We start from the raw sequence: 23,662 nt of genomic DNA, 5'->3' as shown, positions 1-23,662 counted from the left end.
CCTTATTGACAACAAACTCGAAGCCCTTGTGCTTCCAGCTTTGCGATAGATTCGTTCTGTTCTGGTAGATGTTCAAGAATGCTTTTAATAAACGGATAGTCTTCATGATTTTCATTAATCGAGAAGAAAATCCATTGACCTCTGCGTTCTTCCTTAACTAATTCGATATCTCTAAGTTTACGTAAGTGCTGGCTAATCGCCGGCTGACTCATCTTAAATATCTCAACAAATTCACACACACAGCATTCATGTGACTTGAGTAACTTCATCATCGTTAAACGTGTCGGATCTCCGAGCAATTTTAATAGTTGTGATGCTCGTTGTAGATTAATCTTTACCGTTGTAGTCAAGTGTCATCCCTCCAATTAAGTATTAGTATATAACCATATGCTTATATAAGCAAGTATGTGTTTTTTCTTCAACTAGACTTGGTGCTAGTATCAGAATAAATTAGAAGGCAAAGAGGAATCTGACCAAATAAAATCTGATCGGATTCCTCTTTAATATTTGTATTCCCTTAATTTACTGTTCCGCTCTACCTCTCCTCTTCAGGAATGTTGCTATGCCAAGCCCTAGTAAAATTAACCCTAGTACAAGATTGGTATAGAGTGTTGTACTTGTGTTTGGAAGCCTTTCATTGTTGTTACCTTTTTTCTCTTTATCTTTATCTTTTTCACTTGTTTTGTTTTCTTCATTATTATTTGGACCAACTGGTTTAGCTTCTTCTGGATCTGTTGGATTTGGTTTATTTTCTTCATTCGTGTCCGCTTCCGCAAGTATTGTTAGTTGTGTGTTTACAACTTCATCTGTGAATTCTATGCTGAGTGGATATTCGCCTTCAGCAAGCGTTGCTAAATAGTCATTGAATAGCGTTATTGTCGTACTGCCTGACTCAACTTTATAAGCCTCCTTATCAACTTTCTTATCATTGATATAAAGGTCTTTGAACTTCGTATGATCAACATCTACAACAATAACTAAATCTTCTTCACTACCATGTTGCCAAACTGGATCGCCTGAGATAATCGTTCCGCCATTACCTGGTTCGCTTTCATTATAATTAGTTGCAATTGAACCGATAGATAATGATCCAACTTTATCTCCATCTTTAAAGCGATACACTGGTCTTTGGCCGTTTTTAGTATATTCTTTCGCTGCAATCGCAAACCCTTCATTATTCGCATTAATATCAACACCACTTGCAGGCATAACATGAACGATATCTGGTTGTTTTTTACCATTTAACGTTATTTTTGCGGAACGGTTATTATATCCATTATCAGCAACAACCCATAAGACATCTTCAAAAGTATCATAATCAAGTGCCATCGCCCCGCCGAGCTTTCCGTTAATATCAGCGATTTGTACAAAGCTTTCGTCTTCATTTAACACATATGCATACACATGACCATTATCTTCTAATGCTACGAAGAATACGCCATTTGCGATTGCATTTGGATAATGGGATGCATCGAATGCTGCTTTCGTATTTTCATCGTAAAGCTTACCTTCAACATCTGCATTAGAAACCCACTCTACGGCTTCGATTCCCATATTTGCTGAAACTTGTGGGAGTGATGCTGTTAAATCCCATTGTTGTAAAGCGATTAAATCTTCCGCTTTATCATTTGAATCTACTTTTAAAATCATATTGAAGTTAACGCCCTTGAAGCTATTATCGCGTTCAGAAGCAATATAGACCAAACCATCTTGATCTACTGTGATTCCTTCCGCATCTGGCCCTGCTGCTCTTGGATTATCGGCATCTTTCTGGAAACGTACGCGCTTGCCGCCGTTTTCAAAGCCTTCTGCAAAGCTTAAAGTACCGTCTATTGCAACGTCTAAAATCCAGAACTTACCCGTTCCATTATCAACAGCATATAATTGTCCGTTATGGAAGTCTAAACCTGATGAATCTTCTAAGAACATCGGTTCATGATCATAAATTACAACTTCACCATTACCTGGCCATTCAATCACATCAGGAATACCTTCAAACTTATTTGGTGCACCTGGTGTCTCTTCAAGCGTATTTCTATATTCTTTTCCATTAACATTTGGGTATAATCCCCAAGTCGGATTCGTATGATCTGTCCACGTTGTGTGGGCAATTAATCTCTCGTTTTCAAATAAACGTACAGCGTCATTCTTTCCAAGTCCGAAACCAAATTCGTCATCAGTTATAACTAAAAAGCCATTTTTATCAATTGTCGTTCCTTCTGCAAAAACATACTGATTCGCATCATTATTATCTTTCATAACAATTCCTGAGATGTCTAGAACTTCATTTGTTGGGTTTGCAAGCTCTACCCAATCTGCGCCGCCATTTGCATCACTTGATTGTATTTCATTGATTACGACAGGGTTTGTGGCAATATTAGCTTTTCCTTTAGTCGATGTTGGGAAATCTACAAAGTCACCCACCCCATCAGGAATACGTGCGTAAACTCCCTCTGCATGCACTTCCCACGCATACTCTGCAATGACTATACCTGATTGATTAAAGATTGTTGCTTTATCATTTTTACCTAAACCAAATGTAAAATCCTTATTTTGATCAAATACATAAAATTCACCCGGGTTAAGCATCGTTCCTTCTATCACAGGGGTAATATCCGCAGCATGACCTACTGGATCGTCATCATATAAATACCAACCCGATAAATCAACCGGTGTATTTCCTATATTATAAACTTCAACCCAATCCGTCTCATCACCGTTAGACTCTACTTCATTGATGACAATTTGAGGCTGATACCATTCGTTTTTTGCACCTTTTGTTTCCTTCGTTAAGACAAACGAACCCGTTCCATCCGGATATCTACCATAGGATGCTTTCGATTCATCGCCTTCGTAGCTCGCATGCTTCGTCCATGAATAGTCATCTAGTAAATCTCCGTTTCGATTGTATAAACGAATAGAATCTCCTGATCCAATTCCGATTGCTTCTTGGAACTCACCTGGGATATACACCTTAGCTTGGTCGTCATAAATAAGACCCTGTGTATTTGCATCAACAACAATAAGTCCACCCGCTGCTAGCTTTGTGCCTTCACTAAATTTAAAGCGATGGTCATTTGAATTATCACGAATTTCATAATTTGAAAGGTCCATCTCACCTGTTCCTAAGTTCATCAGCTCTACCCAGTCATCGGGTGCAGAGTTAATCTCGTTAATCACTAACTTATATTCTGGTAGTTCTTCTTTTTCTACAATATTTAGCGCATTCTTAGTCGGTTCTTGGTCGACAAAATCGCCCTTTCCATCTGGTACTCTTGAATACGTACCCACCGCATGCCCTGTATAAGAATATGTATCTACTAACTGCTCGTTATGATCAAATAAAGAAACTGTGTCATTTTTCCCTAAAGATAAATTACCTAACACGACATCATGTTCAACAACAAGAATTTCGCCAGCAGCTAAGACAGTCCCTTCTGGAATACGCCATTCTTTATTGTCTTCAACACGTTCTAACCCTTTGTCATCTGACACGAACCAACCACTTACATCTATATTACTATTTCCTGTATTTATAATTTCGATCCAATCTATGTCTGTCACTGGATCATTTGATTCAATTTCATTAATAAAAACGGTATTATCTACTTCCGATGCTTTAACGACTAGTAATTCCGAAGATAAAAGCGAAAAGATAATCATTCCAATCATAAACAAATTAAAAATACCTGCGCCTTTCTTCTTTGTCCTCATTTCACAACTTCCTTTTTAGTATATTTTAGTAGGTGTACAAAACGCCTCCATTATTGAGTATTGCACAGCCTTGTAAATTAACTTCAGGAAATTTGTTAAGATGATGTAAACCTTTGAATAGGAAGTTTTTTGTGGGCATTTCTGTCTAATAAGTCCTTAAAATAAAACAGATGGAGAAAAACGACTCATTTTTCTCCACCTGTTTTTGTATCTTTTTGATTAAACCCCTAATTCCGATTGATGTGGCCAAAAAGGAACCCAGCCAAATAATATGGTTGGATTCCTCTCTAATATTCGTTATATTCGTTAAAAACCTGACCTAACAGAATATTTTTCAATTCTTTAAGTATAGAATCATATTTTTCACTTTGTAGTTCATCTTGATCTACCCAAACATATTCCGAGTGCTCTTCATCAATTTCTAATGTAGAAATATCATCATTTTTTGGTTTGACAAGGTATGTGAAAACAACACGATAGTACTTTTCACCAGTAGAAGTTTCGCTTGTTAGATTTCTAATAGATAATTCCTTGACCATTTCTACAACTAAACTCGTTTCTTCTTTAGCTTCACGATATAGAGCTTCTATTGGGATTTCCTCATATTTCACTTTACCAGCTGGCACATTCCAAACACCAGGAGCTACAACCGATTCCTCCGAACGCTTAACTAGTAAAACTTTCCCCTTATGAGCAATAATAATCTCCACCGAATTGCGATAGTTTGGATAACCTGACACATCAACTCTCCTTTCTATTAGATCATCAAAACTTGCAAACTATATTAAGGCATTAAAAATTCCATTTAACACCTCTAAGTTATTGAATCTTCATGTTATGTCTCAACATATACGCTATCAATACGTACTTTATTGTCTACTTGATTCAAACTTTTAATAATTAACGTCCCCAACTGCCGAGTATTAAAAGGATTCCCATTGGCATTAAATAACGGTACTGAAATCTCACCTGCAATATCCCTCAAAGCAGGTTTTACCACAGATTGTCTCTCCCCATTATCATAAACCTCAATCGTTCCGCTCTCTAACTCTCTGATTTCATAATTTCGATATACTGCTTGCTTAATAACGGCAACCTCACTATCATTACGCACCTTTTGATTCGGTTTATAAATCTTCGACATCGAAATAGATAGCTTGCCACTACTGTTAGCAGTCATAAGAGTCTTTGCCTCTTCGACTGATTTGTCCAACAGAATTTCAAGTTCCATTTCTTCAGCATTGAATCTCAAAATAATAACCCGATCCACAAATTGCAAAGTATTTGGATTGAAGGATACATGACCTTGTCCACTCGTTCGCGAAGTCGTTTTCACCGATATTCGTTCATTATCCTTCGTAACGACGTCATACCCTTTTTCATTCACATTGTCGGCCATATTCCCATTCGTATACATTGCGACATATAATTCACCGATACGACCCATAAGATGCGTCAGTCCCGTTGGATTTGCACCCCAGCTGATTTCTCTTTCTAACCAATTCATTGCCTCACCTAGAGATTGAATGATTTGCATTTGTGTTAGTGCCAAGTGAATACCCCCCCTTAATTATTTACACTTCGACAATTAGCTTGAAAATCCTTTTATCGAATAGAAAACTACCGACTTAGTTTTGGTACCTGAACAAGGTGCTATATTGACAATCCACGTTTTTGGATATTAGCATGAGGAAGATATTAACAAAGTGTTATATAATCAGCTTAACCTTCTCCTGTTATGTACTAGACTTGTAACTGAAACTACCCTATACTTCTCTAATTGAAGCCCAAATTTTCTGGGAGTTCCCCTCCTATATCTTCATTTAATTTACTGTAGATTTCTTTTATTAAAGGGTTTTCTTCAAATAATTCTTTTATTGCATCTCCTAATTTCCATGGTGTATGTTTTGCATTAAAAGTATCATTAAGGACACTAACTATATCTTTATTTAACCCATATATTTTTAGATATAGGCAGATAATATGTTTATTTTCTCTTGCCCAGTCAAAGTTTTTCACTTTTGGGAAATCCCCAAAGGCTAAATCTGCAAATATCTCAAAGAATCCACATTCCTGCAATGAAACTACATCAACTTGTTCTACTCGTGAGAAATGAGCATCATTTACGATTACCGAAACTCTTTCAATAGCTTCTTTGAACTCCTCAGGTGGAATCAGTCTATTCCTTAACATCGTAATAAATAATGGATAAATCCTATATGAGTTCCAAAACTTCTTTTTCCAAAGAGTGCGTATAAACTGTTTTTCATCACTAAAATATAACACCAATTTTGGTTCAGTCATTAATAAATCCAATATGAATGAGTCGTTATCAATTAAAAACTTAATTGTACTATTGGAAAATTCTTCATCAATCTTTAACAACGATGCCCAGAATATTATAACGGTATCATCGGTTGATATACCTTTATCTTTAAAATAGTTATAAATATCTTGAAGAAACTCTCTATGCTCAGATTTTTCCAGCACTTTAGGAATAGATTCAATTATTTTTGTAATGCTAGCACTCCTAGGGGTTACGTTCCAATCGAAATGAACTTTAACTTCTTCAATGAGTGATTCTTTTCCCCCATTAACTACAAATTTCGCTAGATTTGATTCAATAAAAAGCCAGAATATTTCAACGTGTTGGTAACTAATTTGATTACCTTTAGCATGTGCGCAATCATTTCTGCGATCCTTCCAGTATTCATACTGCTTCCTAACCTCATCGCTAAGTAGGAATATTTCTGAAGGCTTTTTTCTAATTACAGTCTCAAATAATTTACTCTCCCAAATATCATCATTAAGAAGATCTCTTTGAATTGAATCCCAAAGACTTTGGGATGTTGCGCTCGGCTTTTTCGCATCCAAAATCCTATCTTTGAGTATTGTCTGGAAAGTCAAATAAGAGAACAACAGAGAGGATCTGTATGCTGATGATTTATAACATAGGATTGCCTCCTTAAGTAATTCACTTGCTTGTAAAGATATTTTTTGTTTAATTAACCATTCTTCGAATTGAACTTTCATATAAACTCATCTCCTATCTATTTTACATAGCAGGTAACTTTCACTGCTGAACTTTTCAAACAAATCTTCAAAGTCGGTTGTTGCTTAATGTCAAATTGGAGTTAAAACCCCAAATAATTAGCAAAGATTGGCTTGTTCTTCTTACTTTATGCTTCTTCATATATTGTCGGATTTGTTTCTAACACGTTCCAGATATTACCTGAAACCATTTTACGGCTTGGATAAAGAAATACTAATTACATTTAAAACATCTAAGATTTCTCTACCTTAAACCTTAATTCATTTTCTAACGTTACTGCTAAATCATTAAGTCTAAGTAGTTTATCTTCCTTATTTGGTACCACTGTCCTATTACTAACTTGAACTTGTCTGGCGTAGTTGCATAACTCAATGATATCTTCATCTTTCCAGCCCGAGCTATAGAAAATTCTAGTTGAATATGCTGGAACTATTTTCCCAGCCCCCAATATTTTCTCTTCCTGCGAAATAAATATCGAGTCAAATAGCAACTTAATCCCTTTATCAAAGGTAACAAATATTGGGATCTCCTGATAACCGGAAAGCTCCGACAATTGGGACGCCTGTGTAGGCATTAACATATCAATCGAAGCCGCGTATATCTTGTTCAACAGGGTTTCTATGCCTTTAGATGGGTTCGTACTCTTTAATATATTTGGTTCCTCTCCTAAATAGTGGATGACAAAGGATGTACTTATTGGCGAAAAAACATTTATTTCCTCCGCCATGAAATTAAACATGTCTTTTATCTTTACTTTATTATCTTGGTTATCAAAATGTTTCATAAGGTATGCCTTTAAAATAGTTGTATAGGTTATTACTAGTTGCTTTTTGAACAATCCACTATTTAATAAAATCGGTGCTTTACTATACCTTAAATCATCTTCAACAAAATCTTCTCTAGATAAAACTTCAGTTTTAAAATCTAATTCAAATACTTCCCCAACACATTTCACCATTAATTTATACTTTTCAGGGTCGATATTCCCAGTTGTTTTTGATCTAGATGCTTCTTCACAAGCCATTGCATATATTATTCTCGAAGAATAATTCTTTGTTACAGTAATAATCTTTTCGAATTTAGTTTTTTGTTTTTCGTAATACTTATTAAAAGAAGCTCTATCTGTAACATAATATCGCGCCATAATTGCAAAGTTGGCATCCAAAATAAACATAAATCTTCTATCACTGTTATCTTGCATTAACCTATCCATATTTTCTATTTTCCCGTCCACCCACGCTGTAGAAAATACACCCATTTAATTATCCACCCTTTCTAGAAGGTTAAGATTTTCTTACACTTGTGAGTAATTCTATGAATTTTCTTGTACCTTGGGATTACTTTTCTAAATAATCCTCTACCTGTTCTAACACATAATGATTATTAAGCCAAAAACTTTGAATCGTCATAAAATCCCCATTCGGAAGTTGATCGGCATGTTTTTCAATATCACCTTTACTGTAATCAAACTCTTGTATTAAATAAGCTGATTTTGCAGTATGTGGACGGACATGGAGGATTTCTGTCTCGGATTGTTTCGGTAAATCATTCAACACAACAATTCCATTTTTCTGTTCTCTCAGTTTAAAATTTACCCCACGTTGAAACGTATTTCTGGCTTTCGTCCACTCCATTTGGAGGGCCCCATCTATTTCAGGAGCTGGCATATTCCAAAATAATGCCTCAGATAAATAATATTCATCACCATCTTTTTGAAAGATTACAAATAAGAATTTCGTTTCTTCGAAATACTGACGAATCTGGGAAGTTTCCCACTCTTCCTCTATAAGTTCATTGATTTTAAAGGCAGGAAAGGACATAGATTCGACAATTTTCTTACGGCCTTGATCATGGTCAACGCGAATTGCTTTTACAACAATATTCGCTTTTTCAAACTCCTCGGCGTTTTCTGTACGTACGCCTAATATTGCATACGCGATTCTACTATAATCTGAGTACGAATCTTTATACTCTCCCTTGAGAAAGCGATTAAATAAATCTCTACTCCTCTGCCCTTTATATTCATTTAGCTTATCAATTACATAAGCTTCGAAGTCTACAACGCGATCATCTTTTATTACTTTATCACTTTGTTTAACTTGTAAAGACTGTTCTTCCTGCGGCACAATATAGTTACGAAGTAAGTGTGTCATATATGAGCCTTTTAAAGAAAAGGCTCTAGGTTTTGCCAATTCTGTTGAGTTTGGTTGTGCTGTCCTACTACTTGAACTACTCGATTTTGTTGCAGCACCTAAATACATGGTATCCCCCTCAGACAGTTCATGGGCTTTACCGTCTAACACCTTTTTCTGAATCGTCTCGTAGTCATGAAGAATAATTTGCAGGTCTTCTTCGGAAGGAGTGTAGAGGTATATGTAATCGATAATATAATTTAATCGATCTTGTATTTCGGAATCTGCATTGTAATAAATAAGTAAAATGTTTTTTATCTTTTCCCATGCATTACTTTCATCAAAATTAGTGTCAATAATTTTCATATAATTAATCATAGAAATACTCAAACGTTCTTTTGCTGACAATGTTTTGTTTTTATTAATCTTATAAGGAGTCACTTTTAATTCCAATTCAGCCTCTGGAAAATCAGCCCTTGCCTCATTATCTATTTTATAGTGAAAAAAACGTTCTTCTATTATTTCTCCTAAACCACCTTTTCTCTTCTTATTTTTATATTCCTCTTTATAAATTAGTGCATCCCTGTCAGGTTGTAAAAAAACTTCATCTAGATCACAGACATCGTTAAAGGTTTGCCCTTTCAATTTTTGAGCATATCGAAAGATGGATTCTTTATCAGTTTTATCATATTTTAGATTCATTACCCGGCCCCCTAACTCCTATTACATAATATATATCACATTTTTCTAAATATATCCATAATAGCAGGAGGAAATGTTCACTCCCCCTATAGCAGATATAGATATTTTGATAATTTCATTCGAAGAAGATGGACTTACTTACCTTTGAAACTCTCTGCAACACTTCACCATATAATTTAACTATTATCAGCATGAAGTATGATTTTCTTTAAATTAATTCATTAAGAAAGTACTTCTTTATTTAACTTATAGATTATTATTGATCTTTTTGTCGAAATAGGGTATAATATATTAAAAGAATCGAAAGGGTGTTCGTAAAATTGAAAACTAACAATACGATACGCGTAATGGAATTATTCGCCGGTGTAGGTGGTTTTCGACTAGGATTAGAAAAGGCTAACCCCTTCCTTTTCGATATTACTTGGGGCAATCAATGGGAACCTTCAAGAAAGACCCAAGATGCTTTTGATTGTTATACGCGGAATTTTAGTAAAGGGGAACATAGCAATGAAGACATTGCGACAGTTTCTGATGATAAATTTGAAAGTCTTTCACCTGATCTAGTTGTTGGCGGCTTCCCTTGCCAAGACTATTCTGTTGCTCGAACACTTTCAGGCGAACAAGGTATACAAGGAAAAAAAGGCGTTTTATTTTGGGAGATAAAAAGGGTACTGGAAAATTCACATCCAAAATATGTTCTTCTTGAAAACGTTGATAGATTATTAAAGTCACCGTCTTCTCAACGAGGACGAGATTTTGCAGTCATGCTTGCTACTTTTAGGGACTTAAATTATACAGTTGAATGGCGGGTCATCAATGCCGCGGAATATGGATTTGCACAGCGACGTAGAAGAGTCTTTATTTTCGCCTATAAAAATGGAATATCATTTGAAGAAAATCAAAGAGAACTTGAATCTGAAGATATTGTGTTCAATGGAGGTTTTTTTGCAGTTCCTTTCCCTATTAAAGAACAACCTTATAAAGAACGAGTTGGCCATGATAAACTACCAGAAGATATCATAGACGTGTCCGATAACTATTCATTTAACTTTCATACCGCAGGCCTTATGAGAAATGGGGATATCTACACGGTCCATGCTGATCCGGTATTAAATACAGCAACTCCACTAAAAGATATATTATTGGATGAAGAGCTTATAGATGAGAAATACTATTTAACGCCAGAAGTAGAAGAGAAGTTTGCTTACTTGAGAGGATCCAAGAAAATCGAACGTACTACAGCAGACGGCCATAAATACGTTTTTTCAGAAGGCGGAATGTCCCCAACCGATTTTCTCGATAAACCTGGGAGAACTATGTTAACAAGTGAAGGCTCAACAAACCGTAGTACACATATCGTGGAAGTAAATGGTCGGAAAAGATTCTTGACACCAATCGAATGTGAGCGGCTAAATGGTTTCCCTGACAATTGGACAGAAGGAATGACTGATCGCATGCGTTACTTCTGCATGGGAAATGCGCTTGTTGTAGGGTTAATTGAGATAATGGGCAACAGGATTGCGGAAATTGAAGCAACCGACACACCAACAAAAGTACAAATGGAATTGCAATTAGCTGATACTTAACTGTATCAGCTTTTTTTATTGACATTTGTATACCGGTATTCCAAGGTACCAAGTTCTCAGTAAATCCAGGTTTTATTAGGTCTTAGTACTCAAATTCGACTATAAACTTTTTAGACACTGCTAAATATATTGCTCAGTTTCAAGTTCCTCCACAATCCATTTCCCTTTAATCCAAAAGAATTGTGCATACATTCTCACACCATTTAGTTCTACCGGTTTCTTTGATGAATCAGCACCTGACCCTCTTGCAAACACTACATAGTCCTTAGATTTCGGAAGATTTATCTCTGTTTTTATAGTGCCATTTTGATTAATCTGTGATTTTCCTTTTTTCTCCCCCGTTTTATACAACACAGGCTCTTCACGAACTTCTTTATTTTCAATCAGTCGTTTCAATTCATCGTAGTATGTTTTCAATTCATTTTCTACAAATTTATCGGTAAAACTATACCGCTTGAATCCAACAAATCGGTTTTTAAGTAGTGGAGAATTCTTCTCAGGTTCTTTGAAAATCACAAACAGAAACTTATGGTTATAGAAGTAATCGTATAAATAGCTATCCTCATATTCTTCCCCTTCAACAAACCATTCTTCAAAATCAATCTTATCAAACTTCATATCTTCTGTTCTACCGCCATTTGGGTTTAAAACAATTGTTTTTGGTATCAATCCAATCTTCGAGAATAAATCAATCTGTCTTAATTTCTTCTTTTCAGAACCAAAGAACTTCGTAATAATTTGTTCGGCAGTATTTTTACTTGGTTTTTTCGATAATTCAACACTTAAATCAGTCGCAATTTCTTTAAGCGTTTTTCCTTTGTATAGCTCAGTGAAGTTGTGTAATAGCTGATCCAAATGGGAGTAGCTCGTAATCCTCCTTTGTAACTTCTCAAGTTTCTTATCAAAAAACTCACCAATAATCACATTTGCTACATCCTTCTTCAAACGAAAACGAGGACTTTTCTTTGGTGCTAAATCAAAATACATCAACTCACTACGCAACTTAGTAAGCGATGGATATTCCTTCTTGGGGTTTAGCGAAGTCTTTTGAATTTCTTCAACTTTATCTCGAACAATTTTCCAATCGTTGTAGATGATTTCCTTATCATCATCAGAAAACTCATAAAAGTGATGCCCCAGTATTTTGAAGGTAGAGTAATGATACGCCGGCACAACCTTATATGAATTGTAATGATAAAACACAAATAACATATACTCCATTTTGTGCCACAGGTAAGAATTCTCAAATTCCTGGCTTGTGATATTTTCTGGAGAAACAGCCGTTATAGAAACACCTTCCTTTGCGATAAAATCTCTTTCGTCAGCACTGTTTTCAAGCCTCTTCGGTTTTCTAAGACCAGTCGTTTTTAATTCTGTATGGAAGCCATCCACTATTAAATCTGGCTCTTGCTTATTATCAGCAGGATATCCTAGCACCGATTGTTCGATGACATCCCCTGCAATTCCTGTAATCTTTGGCTTATCAATCGCTTTAATAAAAACGTTATTAACATCCACTTCCCCGAGTGTCTTATTCGTTACGCTATATAACTTTTCATCCAGCTCTTTTCGTGTGTAAATATGATTCATCTTAAATCCCCCCAACAAAACTATTAATCCAGAACGACACTATTTCGTTCAATTATAGAATTTCTAACTTACCCGCAACGCACAAATGCAAATTGTTTTTTATTTGATTAATCGCTAAACGCCACTCAAATTTTATATAAAAGACAAAGGAAAGCTTCCTCAATATCACCAAATAATTAGGTAACACCCTAATTTTTCAAACTCCCTAGTATGTCTGCTAGTGTTCAGTTAAGTGACGATAGGTATTCCTTGGTTACCAATTTGGTCCCCTCATGCACTAAAATTATTGGAATGACTGACATAACTTCCCACATAATTGTTTCATATCCAACAATCTCTCAGTCAGAATTAACTTGTAATGCTATTGTCCTACACTTTTTATGTATTTTCAACAATCAATTAACTTTTACCTAGTATGCTGGTTTATTAATTCAATATAGATTGCAGTTTGTTGCTTGGCCATTCTATGAATTTATCACCAAATTAATTGCTGTTAGCGGCTTGGCCCTTTATGATTGATTTAATAAAAGTGTTGTTATATTGGAGGGATTGTAATGGCCAATTGGGTGGATGGATACGCGATATTGACAGGTAAGATTGATGACATTTTAAAGTTTGTCACAACATGGACAATGCATCAAGGTGAACCTGTACATGCACTACTAGAAGGTAGTAAAATAATCTTCCCAAACAATTTTATCCCCGAAGATTTATATGTCTTAAATTCGACGCGTGCATTTATTGGTTTCTCCCGTAAGCATGACATAAAGAAAACAGATACACCTAACCTCTATGAAGTAAGTGTTACTTGGGATCAGGCTCATGGTCTTATTACAGAGGAGCTATCAACCTTAGCAAAGCAAAACAATCTAGCAATTGAGGTAGAAGGCATAGTAGTAGAGTTAGCGTTAAAAGAGCACATCATCGTGAATAATCGAGGAAAAATACTACTGGACGAGTGCATTGAATATCACAGTGAAGACTATGATCCTAATGATGATTACCAGGGAATTAATTAATATCACTACCAATTAAAAGTGAGAGTAACTTTTTCAACTATCTTCCCAATTCGTCCAGTAAGCATCGCCCTTGCCGCCATCATGAATCTTTAAATACTCTTTCCAAGAAATTACCTTAGTCAAGCAATCTTTACTACAATACTGTGTCCCATCTGATTCAAAATAAAATCCTCTTTGCATTGGGCTTTCGCATTGTGTACAATGCCGTCCTTCTTTTAATTCTTTTATAGTCAAATTTCTGGCAGCAAGTATATGTTTCAACTGAGATCTCGCTGTACATACAAAGTCAAAGTAGCCATCTGCGTATATGACACAAAGGCCATCTCCTTCTATCAAGATACCTTTTTCCAGATAGACCTCACCATTGTCTTCTAACAATTGAATGGTTGTTTTTTCAACATTGAAATCCAATAGTAATCACTCTCCTTCTTCTTGCGACTCCATTTTTTCACCCTGAAGTTCTGATTCCGGAACAATTCGAATGCTGACACATTCACATGTTTCACAAATACTTGTTTCATCCGCATGCATCCTATCGCATTCATTGCAAACATAAAGGAACTTTTTCACTTGAATCACCCCTAATGTCATGCTTTTGGCTTCATTATATCAAGATTGAATTTCATCCGACTATTACATTTGGTATTTTTAATTCCGCTGAAACACTAAAGTCCATAAAGGACTCGCTAAATAATGCTTTCTCAATTAGCTTACGCAGCACACCGTCGTAATAGCCGTACAAATTTCGGATGTTTTTCTTTTTATTTGATTGAAATGTGATCGTAATTGCTTGTAGTGATAGGGCTTCGAATAGTTCTTTTTTGTCTTCATGAATGCTGAATTTAAGTAAGCGACCCGTCTGTCCACGGTAAATGCTATAGAGTCTATTGATCTGCTGCTAATCCTTTTCGCCTGTGTAAGATTTAAGAAGACTTTTGAATCTTTGGTAATGCGTAACGGTCACTTGCTTATACGTATTATAACTATAAAGATCTTTATTGCTTTTAAGATTAAGAGCTTCATTTTCAAAATTAGTGTGTTCTTCCGTTGTGGCTGTAGGTCTGGTCGGCTCTTGTCGAGGTGACATTTCCGATATGACACTTGGTGACAAAAAAATATACAGGTTAGCTCCAAAACCCCCGCTCACTTCCCTAGTGAATGATTTTCTTTCGACAATTTTCAACTCTTCTAGCTTCCGAATCGAACGCTGAATTGTTCTCGTTGCTTTTTTGATTGCCAGTGAAAGGGTGTCCACCTTTAAATGGGCGACACCGGGATATTTTACGGCATAGCGGCTTAACATTTCTATAACACTTCTGTCTGTTTTATTTAATTCAAAATTGCATCTATATAGGTGTGAAGATACGGCTTCGTTTAATTCGCGTTTGTTGGTAAATGGTTGATGGCTCTTTAGGTATTGCATATCACTGATCCCCCCGGTCAATTATGATTTTCAATTGTTATATAGAGGGATGTTTTGAAAAAGGATACTCATGTTAAAAAAGTTTTTTGTCGCGTAACAAAATAATTTAGCCGTATGTATAGTGACCGTAAGGAGGGGTTTTAGATGCATGAATGTGCGACATGTAAAAAAACGTTTACGGGAGAGCCTTTTCAGTTTCACTTAGATCAATCAGTATTTTGTTCTGTTGAGTGTTATCCAGAGGGGGTTTTGGATGAGCCTTATGCGTTTACTTATGCGGAGATGGTGGAGTTGTATCGGCAGTGTGTGATAGATGCGGAGTATATGGAGACCATTGAACAGCGGGATGATCTTGCGAATGATATCGACCTTTATATGCAGCAGTGTTTAAGCGAAGCGTGGATGGATCCTGATGCCTTTTTCTATAATGGGTTAATTGCCAGGTTTCATGATTTGTTTTCGCATTTGTATGATGAGGTCTATGATTACTTTTTGGATTCAAAGAGGTATGTTTATTTGAAAGGCTTGGATGTTTATTGGGAAGATCTGAAGTTTAATGGTGAGGAACAGTTGGCAGTAGGGCTTGAATCCAGGCTAAAAGAAGTGCTCGACGAAATAGGATATACGCGAGATATCTTATACAGTCAGATATTCGATGCTGCGAAAGAACTCAATATAACTTTTTCATTTTCCGAAGACATTCAAGGTGGACAGGTTGCGTTGGAAATATTGCATGATGAGAGCGTTGCGTTTTTGGAAAAAGAGCTTCCGAAAGACACGAAGGTTGTAATCGCAGACGCTGTTTCGTATATATAACTTTGTAAGTGCCTCGTTTGCGGACAGCCGGAACCTTACGAAGATTTCGGCTTGAATGAGAGTTACAATGTCTTTGCTTGTAGTTTTTGCGTGAATAAAGTGAGGGAATATTAAATTGTAATCTACTTTTGTAATGAAACCTTTAGGCCATGTAACCCGTATGAAATGATAAGCGAGGTGTAATGAAAAATGATTTTTCATTCAAAAGTAGATGCCTTTTTTGTTAAGTTCATAGTGATTGCGATACTTATTATCGGACTGGTGACGCTTTTCCCTATATTCATCGGAGATGGAGATGAGTTATCAGTTGTTTTTGTTTCGATTTCTGTCTTTCTTATTGCGACAGCGCTCATATTGTGGTCTTCCTTTTCGATTAAATACGTTTTTCATCAAGATCATTTATTTGTAAAAGGCGGCCCGTTTAGGAGTAAAATTCCTTATGAAAGCATTACAAAAGTTTCGCCTACATCATCCATTTTCATGGGTTATATAATATTGTCATCCCGGGATGGCATCGAAATATTTAATAGGATTACAATGTTGGGGAGCGTTAAGATTTCGCCTAAAGAGCAAGAGGCCTTTATGCTTGAGTTGGAAAAGCGGTGCCCGAACTTGAAGATTCAGGCGTAAAGCTTGGATTCAACTGTGTTTAACATATGAAAAAGCCGTCCCTTTGGAGAGGCGGCTCGTGTTAGGTATCTTCTTCTGTTCCGTTCCTTTTAAGAGATCACCAGTTTCTCTTGCGTATTGATTTCATTACAAAGCTTAAGATAATTAGAAAGATAAGTGCCCCGATGATTGCCGGGATAAGGTAAAAATCAGAGAGTTTTGGCCCCCAATTCCCCAGTAATCTGCCGCCAATCCATGCACCAACGATACCAGCAACAACATTACCTATGACTCCGCCCGGCAAGTCTCTTCCTAAAATTATTCCCGCGAACCAACCAATGACACCGCCAATAATTAAATACAATATTAAGCCCATGCTATACCTCTCCTTTCATTATTGAGAAATATGGCTCTTTATAAAATCGAAATACTTTTAAGCTTTTAATTTGGATTCTTTATAAATTAATACGCTTTGCGATGTTTGAATAGACCTTTTACCACAGTTCTAGAAATTATTTGGTCAATACACCCATTGCATTATGAGGAAATCGCAAGAGAAGTTATTGATGCCATTGCTTTCTATAAGTAAATGGAGTTTGAACAAACCGGCGTCCACACTTTTCATATGGGTACGAGGAACAAGGGAAACCAATTGCTACTCATTTGCCTATGAGATTAAGTAAAAAAGATGATGATTATTATATTACTGGACATATGGCTTATGGAAATCCCCAGTGGAGAACATTTGGACATTGTCAGGTACCTTTCACGATTTCTTATTAAATTCATCCTCTAATTCTTTTTCAATTTCATCATCACTAACTTTAACGGCTTCATCTGTTACCCCGTACTTCGTTTTTATTAACTGACCTACCACCGACTTATCAATCCCATCCTTTACTGCTGCGAAGATGACTACGTACAAAATAAATAAACCGACAATCGATAATAAAATAGTTCCCCATACCATTTATCTATCCCCCCACATTAATTATTTCTTTTATCTTGATTCAAAGCTTACGTTCCTGATTTATTACTTCTATGGTTTCTGGAACTTCTGAATAACTTCTTTTTAGAAAACTATAACCTGTAAGTAATCCAATAATCATCGGACATAAAGTTAAGAGAATTTGATAACCTTCCGCTTTTGAATGCACACCTAGCACAATCACTAATACGGTTGTTAGTATAGAAACCATCCCCATAATAACAGCTAGTATCAGAATAGCCTTTTTCTTATTCGGATAAGTGGTTAGTTTTTCCACGCCAGAGTCACTCCTAATTAGTATTCTTGTCAATCCTACCTACAAGCGCAAACATTGCGACTGATAATGATATAGAAACCAAATAAGAAAATAGTTTTACTTGGTTTAGTGAATTCTCAACTGCTTCACTAATTAATAAACCGAGATTTTAGTTATGACTGATAAAAAGATTCTTGCCAACTGTTTCATAATAATACCTTGACTAATTTGAAAGAGACCATTTTCTATAAGCAATTACTTCCAGAATAACTAACACAGTGACCACCCCCGCATGGAATGATAAATACTCAACTGTGTAACTAAATAGCTCATTTAAAATAAATGCACATAAAAATACAAAGATATTAATTAGGATCGCTTTAATAATTATTACTCTTGAATTTAAAGCTAAATACTTTTTCAACATAAACTCATCCTTCCTGTTAAAAGGTAAATCGTTTAATATTAATAGTTAAGATTTCACGTAATAAATAGCACCATATAATAGATCAACGATACAGCTATAGTCATAAACAATGCTTGAGATAATTGTTGATAAAAACAAGCGTGCAAGAAGCGTTTTGCATACTTCACTACCAACTTCTCATAATGCTGTTCAATATACTCAAGGGCAATTCGACTCGCATGGTATTCTTCGGACATCCCGATTGACAACCTCAAAGTAGTCGCAATCACAAAAAAAATCAATACAACTGTTAAAGGTAGAGGATTAGTTAAAAAGAAACTTTTTTCAGCATCAAAAATAAAAGCGGAAAAGATAAATATCGGAATAATGATGAGTCTATTGACTCCAATAATACTTAGAGTAAACACAAACCTTTTACGCTTTTGAGCATTTTGATTGATCGATAGATAGTGCCCTCCTTCATGCAGGGATAGAATATGATCAAACACTGTCTTCAAATCAAAACTTCTGATTCTAATTGTATTTTTGATTGGATGATAAGAATGTCTTTTAGATTCTGCGATTTGGATTTCTTCAGAATCCAAATCAACCCTATGTAAGGTTAACATCCTACGTAATGCATCATCTGCTTGAATATTTAAATCGGTCTTTTTACCTTTGTAAATAAAAACTCTAACGGCAACTTCGATAATTAATACTATCAAAGTGGTTAGAATTAGAAAATAAACACCAAGCATTAACAATATTCTCTGCCCCTTTTCGTACAAATACTTCAAAACCACTTTTTCAAACCGAGATAATGGGAAGGTGATTCCCATTATCTCAGTTTAAATTCCTTACCCTACTCAATAAAAATATCCCCAATTGCTTCTGAAAGACTAATTAATTCCAATTTCCCTATGTATTTATTCGTGAGGGTTTCAAAGTCTGTTGCAGTTAGATACAGTAACACACTGTCCCCAAAGTCTTGTGAAGTATAGATGGATATGCTTTTTTTATTTAAAATATCAAAATGGAAAAACGATGAATTTGTAATAGGTTTCTCTTGCATACTATCCAAGAGAAAACCTTTAACTTCATCGTTCAAAATAACAGTGAGTAAATTAAGATCATCTTCCGCTTTTCCCATTACATAATCAGTATCTAATTCGATAAGCTTCTTAATGCCATAGCCCGAATAACCTGTATTTACACTAGCTACATCTTCTGGCCAATATTTAAATCTTGCTTTTGTTCCTTTTGCTAGAAAGAAACTTGTGATTGTAATCCACGATTGTTTGATGGACTGTTGTTGTAGCGCATAATCTTGCTCTAATTCTTCGGGGTTGCTTGTGTCCAGTCTGTAATTGTACAAAGCCACTCCCCCCTCACATCCTTTAATATTTTAATAGCAAATATACCACTAGTGGGGCTGCGGAAACTAAAGCCGATAAAACCACTAATTTTGTATTATCTTTACACCGACTATATATGTCATTAAATAAATTGACACCTAGTAACACGATAATTAGGGGCATGTAAAAACTATTAATAGATGCAGGAATGATTAATATAAAAATTCCAACCAAGGTGCCATAATGAATTGTTTTTTCATGTTAGCATCTTTTTCTGCTGTTTTAGCCATAGTGCGCTACCTGCCTAATGTCTTGTTAATAGTATTCGACTACAATTCATTTTCCTCCTTTAAAACACCCACTTTTTTAAGTTCTACATAAAAATGGTTGGTGAATATCAGCAGAACCCGGACTTCACGATACATGAAATCCGCGGTTCATGTGATATACTAATGAAAAGGACTTGGGAGGGATTTTGATGCCTCAGTCAAAATCAAATCAAAAGTTTTCGATTGCAGAAATCAATGGATGGGATGGAGCTTGGGAATTGATTGACGGGATACCTTACAATATGACACCAGCACCATCCCCGCTTCATCAACGAATCGTCGGTGAGCTTTTTTTCGAATTACGTGCACATTTTGGAATGAGTGGTTGCGCCTTTCGACGTCCAAATAGATGAAGCTGATGACTTCACGATTGTACAGCCGGATATCTCAGTATTTTGCGATAAGCGTCAAGTTGGATCAAAGCGTGCAACAGGGACACCCGAACTTATTATTGAAGTTCTTTCCCCGTCAACAGCCTTAAAAGATCGCAACAATAAATTCAATTTGTATGAGCGCACTGGTGTAAAGGAATACTGGCTTGTTGACCCTCATAATGAAACAATCGAGGTTTATGGACTTTTAGAAAACCGATATCGGAAACGAAAAGTATTTGGAAAAGCCGACTTGTTATCTTCATTTGTTTTTGATGAGCTTACTATTGAGTTGAGCGGTATATTTTTAGACTAGAGCATCTACGGGTGCTTTTTTTATTCGGCATTCTTTGTTGCAAGTGCAACAAAATTGAGTTAAATTTAATCTATATTGTTTTTCAACAAAAATATGTACCAAGGAGTTAATTATGAAGGAAATTCTTCGTGAAATCGGCATGATCGCAAGGGCATTAGATTCGATAAGTAATATAGAATTTAAGGAATATGATCTTACGAGGGGTCAGTATTTGTACCTTGTACGAATATGTGAAAACCCGGGAATCATTCAAGAAAAGTTGGCCGAGATGATAAAAGTAGATCGAACAACAGCGTCTCGTGCAATAAAGAAACTTGAAATGAATGGCTTTATTGAAAAGAATGAAGATAAGCATAACAAAAAGATTAAAAAACTCTTTTCAACAGAAAAAGGGCAAAATGTTTATCCGTTTATTAAAAGAGAAAATGATTATTCTAATCTTGTGGCGTTAGAAGGATTTTCTGAAAGTGAAGTAGAAACCATTTCTACTCTTCTCCAAAGAGTAAGAAAGAATGTAGAAAAAGACTGGGAATCAGTAAAAAAAGGAAACAAAAGAAATTATTGATCATATAAAGGAGCGACAGAGTGAAATGACTATACTTATTAAACAGTGTTCCTTAGAAGATTTACATGAACTACAAGAAATTAGTTATGAAACATTTGACGAAACATTTAAAGATCAGAATTCACCTGAGAATATGAAAGCCTATTTGGAAGGTGCATTTAATTTAAATCAATTGGAAAAAGAACTATCTGATGCTTCTTCGCAATTCTTTTTTGTTTATTTTAATCAAGAAGTTGCTGGCTATTTGAAGGTCAATATGGAAGTTGATTCACTCGAAATCGAGCGAATCTATATAAAGAACATATTTCAAAAACATGGGCTGGGTAAAGTCCTTCTGAATAAAGCGATGGCAATTGCGATGGAACTTAATAAAAAGAAAGTCTGGTTAGGCGTATGGGAGAAAAATGAAAACGCGATTGCTTTCTACAAGAAAATGGGGTTTGAACAAACCAGCGTCCATTCTTTTCATATGGGTGACGAGGAACAAATGGACTTTATCATGACTAAAACACTTCAATAAAGGGGGATTATTATGTACATTCCAAAATACTTCAAGGTCACAAATGTTGATGAAATTTCGGGTTTTATTGAAAAAAATAGCTTCGGCACGATTGTCACTACAGTACAAGGGAAACCGATCGCTACTCACTTGCCTTTTGGGTTAAAGAAAATTGATGAGGATTACTATATCACTGGCCATATGGCTTATGGAAATCCACAGTGGAAAACATTTGAATATTGTGATGATGTGCTTGTTATGTTTCAGGGGCCGCACGCTTATATTTCTTCTTCTTGGTATGGGCATGAAGAGGTTCCAACATGGAATTATCAAGCCGTCCATGTCTATGGCAAAGCTAGTATTATAGAAAAAGATGAGTTAATAGAAGATTTGACAATCATGCTGGAAAAATATGAGGATAGTCGTGAAAATCCTGTATTGTGGGATAAACTTTCTCCTGATTTCTTGGAGAATCAACTGAAGGGTATCGTTGGATTCAAAATTAAGGTGGGGGAAATTCAGGCTGCGTATAAGTTAAGTCAGAACAGGAATGAAACGGATTATGCGAATATTATTGATCAATTACAGAATGAAGGAAATCCGGAAATGGCGGAAGTGATGGAAAAAAGACTAGAAAGTCGCAACCCTGGAGAATAGTAAGGAGTGCTTGGAATATGTTTTTAGGCGGTCTTATTACGTGTCTATTTGTCAGTATGATTTGTTTCTCGTTTGGTTACTTAATCTGGAAGAAAAAAGAACTTTCATTAATTTCTGGATATAACGAAGAAACGTATAGTGGAGATAAAGACAAGTTAGCATCTGGAATTGGAAGATTACTCATCGGAATTGGTGTCTTAACACTTGTGCTCCCGTTTGGTTTAGAGTTTATTGGTTCTATTGTAGGTGCATTCTATGGAATAATTGTTATCATTGGCATAGTGGCATTTGTTCTATATGTAAGATCTATTAATAAATAAGAGCGTAACCCTGTTAAAAAACGAGCGTCCTCTTCTACTTAAAATCGTAGATAGCGGACGCTTTTATTGGTTGCCCAGAATGGGTTGTATGATTTCGTCATTGCAGCCTTCAATCGTTTCGATAAACTTTTCGATGGTTGAGGTTAGGTAAGCATTGGACCGTCTGATGAAAATTGTATTGATTTTGCTATATTTTTCGGGCAGTTCGTGGCATTGGATGAGGCCTTTCTTTTCCAAGTGAACGACTGCAGATTTGGGTACGAAGGTGACACCTAGACCAACTGTGACGCTACTTAAAATGGTTTCTAATGTACCGAATTCCATTACCTTTTGAGGTGTAACGTTTTCGTCTTTATACCATTTTTCAAGTCTGGATCGGTAGCCACATCCTTCACTAAAGCATAGGAAAGGTTCATTTTTTAGTTGATCGAGCGATGTTTCATTCATGTCAGATATTAAGACGAGCTCTTCTTTAAAAACATCGTGTGCGACAAGGTCTGGATGTAAGGCTGTCTCCGTCACAAAAGCGCCGTCTAGCTTATGGTTTAATACGTCTGCTTGTAGTTTGTCAGTGACACCTGAGATGAGGGATAGGTCTACGTCTTTATATTTTTTACTGTAAGCCGAGAGGATATGCGGTAATTGGATGACGGTTTCCACTGTACCGATTTCGAGTTTTCCAGCTGGTTCGTCTTTGCTTTGGATGACTTTTCTCATTTCATTCGTTAAAGATAATATTTTTTCGCTATAGACCATTAGTTTTTTGCCTTCGGGTGTTAAGGTCATCCCGCGGTTGTGACGGTTAAACAACGGGGTGTTCAGCTCAACTTCGAGCTTTTGAATTCTTGCGGATACGTTGGATTGAACATAACTTAACTCTCTTGCTGCGGCTGAAATTGTTCCTTTTTCTGCAACCATTTGAAATATTTCCAGGTCTTTAAACTCCATGTTTTCAAC

General features: G+C 35.9%; 25 protein-coding genes and 2 pseudogenes. 10 read left to right on the top strand and 17 right to left on the bottom strand.

Annotation, left to right across the window (positions count from 1 at the left end):
* Positions 1-2: 2 nt before the first annotated feature.
* The 7 genes from AC25Y1_RS08465 to AC25Y1_RS08435 form a co-directional block, all read right to left on the bottom strand.
* A complete protein-coding gene (locus tag AC25Y1_RS08465) occupies positions 3-350 on the bottom strand; it encodes an ArsR/SmtB family transcription factor (protein WP_488147532.1) in 348 nt (115 codons plus the stop codon).
* Between the two features lie 172 nt (positions 351-522).
* Complete coding sequence (locus tag AC25Y1_RS08460) at positions 523-3,714, bottom strand: lamin tail domain-containing protein (protein WP_488147531.1); 3,192 nt, start codon at positions 3,712-3,714, stop codon at positions 523-525.
* Between the two features lie 287 nt (positions 3,715-4,001).
* Positions 4,002-4,454 carry an NUDIX hydrolase gene (locus AC25Y1_RS08455; protein WP_488147530.1) on the bottom strand — a complete coding sequence of 151 codons (453 nt, stop codon included), beginning with the start codon at positions 4,452-4,454 and terminating at the stop codon, positions 4,002-4,004.
* A gap of 95 nt (positions 4,455-4,549) precedes the next feature.
* A complete protein-coding gene (locus AC25Y1_RS08450; protein ID WP_488147529.1) occupies positions 4,550-5,266 on the bottom strand; it encodes a DUF6998 domain-containing protein in 717 nt (238 codons plus the stop codon).
* Positions 5,267-5,490: 224 nt separating this feature from the next.
* Positions 5,491-6,747 carry a hypothetical protein gene (locus AC25Y1_RS08445; RefSeq protein ID WP_488147528.1) on the bottom strand — a complete coding sequence of 419 codons (1,257 nt, stop codon included), beginning with the start codon at positions 6,745-6,747 and terminating at the stop codon, positions 5,491-5,493.
* Positions 6,748-6,998: 251 nt separating this feature from the next.
* Positions 6,999-8,024 (bottom strand): hypothetical protein, encoded by a 1,026-nt coding sequence (locus AC25Y1_RS08440; protein ID WP_488147527.1) that lies wholly within the window; start codon positions 8,022-8,024, stop codon positions 6,999-7,001.
* Between the two features lie 79 nt (positions 8,025-8,103).
* A complete protein-coding gene (locus AC25Y1_RS08435; protein ID WP_488147526.1) occupies positions 8,104-9,600 on the bottom strand; it encodes a Sau3AI family type II restriction endonuclease in 1,497 nt (498 codons plus the stop codon).
* Between the two features lie 347 nt (positions 9,601-9,947).
* Here AC25Y1_RS08435 and dcm point away from each other — a divergent pair, with 347 nt between their 5' ends.
* Positions 9,948-11,186, top strand: coding sequence for a DNA (cytosine-5-)-methyltransferase (gene dcm / locus AC25Y1_RS08430; RefSeq protein ID WP_488147644.1), 1,239 nt, complete (start codon positions 9,948-9,950; stop codon positions 11,184-11,186).
* A gap of 120 nt (positions 11,187-11,306) precedes the next feature.
* On the opposite strand, the gene AC25Y1_RS08425 is transcribed toward dcm, so the two are convergent.
* A complete protein-coding gene (locus AC25Y1_RS08425) occupies positions 11,307-12,776 on the bottom strand; it encodes a MutH/Sau3AI family endonuclease (protein WP_488147525.1) in 1,470 nt (489 codons plus the stop codon).
* A gap of 554 nt (positions 12,777-13,330) precedes the next feature.
* On the opposite strand from AC25Y1_RS08425, the gene AC25Y1_RS08420 reads away from it, so the two are divergent.
* The gene (locus AC25Y1_RS08420) at positions 13,331-13,795 is read left to right on the top strand and encodes a hypothetical protein (protein ID WP_488147524.1); all 465 of its coding nucleotides are present in this window, start codon (positions 13,331-13,333) and stop codon (positions 13,793-13,795) included.
* A gap of 33 nt (positions 13,796-13,828) precedes the next feature.
* Here AC25Y1_RS08420 and AC25Y1_RS08415 read toward each other — a convergent pair whose 3' ends face one another.
* The 3 genes from AC25Y1_RS08415 to AC25Y1_RS08405 form a co-directional block, all read right to left on the bottom strand.
* Positions 13,829-14,206: a hypothetical protein gene (locus AC25Y1_RS08415; protein WP_488147523.1), complete on the bottom strand. Its 378-nt coding sequence runs from the start codon at positions 14,204-14,206 to the stop codon at positions 13,829-13,831.
* 6 nt (positions 14,207-14,212) lie between these two features.
* On the bottom strand, positions 14,213-14,386 hold the full coding sequence (locus tag AC25Y1_RS08410; protein WP_488147522.1) for a hypothetical protein: 174 nt from the start codon (positions 14,384-14,386) through the stop codon (positions 14,213-14,215).
* Between the two features lie 307 nt (positions 14,387-14,693).
* The gene (locus AC25Y1_RS08405; RefSeq protein WP_488147521.1) at positions 14,694-15,218 is read right to left on the bottom strand and encodes a hypothetical protein; all 525 of its coding nucleotides are present in this window, start codon (positions 15,216-15,218) and stop codon (positions 14,694-14,696) included.
* Positions 15,219-15,362: 144 nt separating this feature from the next.
* Here AC25Y1_RS08405 and AC25Y1_RS08400 point away from each other — a divergent pair, with 144 nt between their 5' ends.
* Positions 15,363-16,034, top strand: coding sequence for a hypothetical protein (locus AC25Y1_RS08400; protein WP_488147520.1), 672 nt, complete (start codon positions 15,363-15,365; stop codon positions 16,032-16,034).
* Positions 16,035-16,223: 189 nt separating this feature from the next.
* Positions 16,224-16,664, top strand: a complete 441-nt coding sequence (locus AC25Y1_RS08395) for a PH domain-containing protein (protein ID WP_488147519.1) — start codon at positions 16,224-16,226, stop codon at positions 16,662-16,664.
* Positions 16,665-16,761: 97 nt separating this feature from the next.
* On the opposite strand, the gene AC25Y1_RS08390 is transcribed toward AC25Y1_RS08395, so the two are convergent.
* Positions 16,762-17,019, bottom strand: coding sequence for a GlsB/YeaQ/YmgE family stress response membrane protein (locus AC25Y1_RS08390; RefSeq protein ID WP_488147518.1), 258 nt, complete (start codon positions 17,017-17,019; stop codon positions 16,762-16,764).
* A 260-nt stretch (positions 17,020-17,279) separates the two neighbouring features.
* Here AC25Y1_RS08390 and AC25Y1_RS08385 point away from each other — a divergent pair.
* A pseudogene (locus tag AC25Y1_RS08385) lies at positions 17,280-17,402 on the top strand (FMN-binding negative transcriptional regulator); the annotation flags it as partial.
* Positions 17,403-17,409: 7 nt separating this feature from the next.
* Here AC25Y1_RS08385 and AC25Y1_RS08380 read toward each other — a convergent pair.
* From AC25Y1_RS08380 to AC25Y1_RS08365, 4 genes are all read right to left on the bottom strand, one after another.
* A complete protein-coding gene (locus AC25Y1_RS08380) occupies positions 17,410-17,613 on the bottom strand; it encodes a hypothetical protein (RefSeq protein ID WP_488147517.1) in 204 nt (67 codons plus the stop codon).
* A gap of 40 nt (positions 17,614-17,653) precedes the next feature.
* The gene (locus AC25Y1_RS08375) at positions 17,654-17,908 is read right to left on the bottom strand and encodes a hypothetical protein (protein ID WP_488147516.1); all 255 of its coding nucleotides are present in this window, start codon (positions 17,906-17,908) and stop codon (positions 17,654-17,656) included.
* Between the two features lie 459 nt (positions 17,909-18,367).
* The gene (locus AC25Y1_RS08370) at positions 18,368-19,057 is read right to left on the bottom strand and encodes a zinc metallopeptidase (protein WP_488147515.1); all 690 of its coding nucleotides are present in this window, start codon (positions 19,055-19,057) and stop codon (positions 18,368-18,370) included.
* A 98-nt stretch (positions 19,058-19,155) separates the two neighbouring features.
* Positions 19,156-19,668, bottom strand: a complete 513-nt coding sequence (locus tag AC25Y1_RS08365; protein WP_488147514.1) for a hypothetical protein — start codon at positions 19,666-19,668, stop codon at positions 19,156-19,158.
* Between the two features lie 458 nt (positions 19,669-20,126).
* Here AC25Y1_RS08365 and AC25Y1_RS08360 point away from each other — a divergent pair.
* From AC25Y1_RS08360 to AC25Y1_RS08340, 5 genes and pseudogenes are all read left to right on the top strand, one after another.
* Positions 20,127-20,664 (top strand): annotated as a pseudogene (locus tag AC25Y1_RS08360) (Uma2 family endonuclease).
* Between the two features lie 112 nt (positions 20,665-20,776).
* A complete protein-coding gene (locus AC25Y1_RS08355) occupies positions 20,777-21,229 on the top strand; it encodes a MarR family winged helix-turn-helix transcriptional regulator (RefSeq protein ID WP_488147513.1) in 453 nt (150 codons plus the stop codon).
* A gap of 25 nt (positions 21,230-21,254) precedes the next feature.
* Positions 21,255-21,749: a spermidine/spermine N(1)-acetyltransferase gene (gene paiA, locus AC25Y1_RS08350; protein ID WP_488147512.1), complete on the top strand. Its 495-nt coding sequence runs from the start codon at positions 21,255-21,257 to the stop codon at positions 21,747-21,749.
* A 12-nt stretch (positions 21,750-21,761) separates the two neighbouring features.
* Positions 21,762-22,385, top strand: coding sequence for an FMN-binding negative transcriptional regulator (locus AC25Y1_RS08345; RefSeq protein WP_488147511.1), 624 nt, complete (start codon positions 21,762-21,764; stop codon positions 22,383-22,385).
* Between the two features lie 17 nt (positions 22,386-22,402).
* Positions 22,403-22,705 (top strand): DUF3784 domain-containing protein, encoded by a 303-nt coding sequence (locus AC25Y1_RS08340; RefSeq protein WP_488147510.1) that lies wholly within the window; start codon positions 22,403-22,405, stop codon positions 22,703-22,705.
* Between the two features lie 63 nt (positions 22,706-22,768).
* Here AC25Y1_RS08340 and AC25Y1_RS08335 read toward each other — a convergent pair whose 3' ends face one another.
* Positions 22,769-23,653: a LysR family transcriptional regulator gene (locus tag AC25Y1_RS08335; RefSeq protein WP_488147509.1), complete on the bottom strand. Its 885-nt coding sequence runs from the start codon at positions 23,651-23,653 to the stop codon at positions 22,769-22,771.
* Positions 23,654-23,662: the final 9 nt, after the last annotated feature.

Source organism: Sporosarcina sp. Y1009 (assembly GCF_057669865.1).
This window is presented reverse-complemented; position numbering and strand designations above follow the sequence as displayed.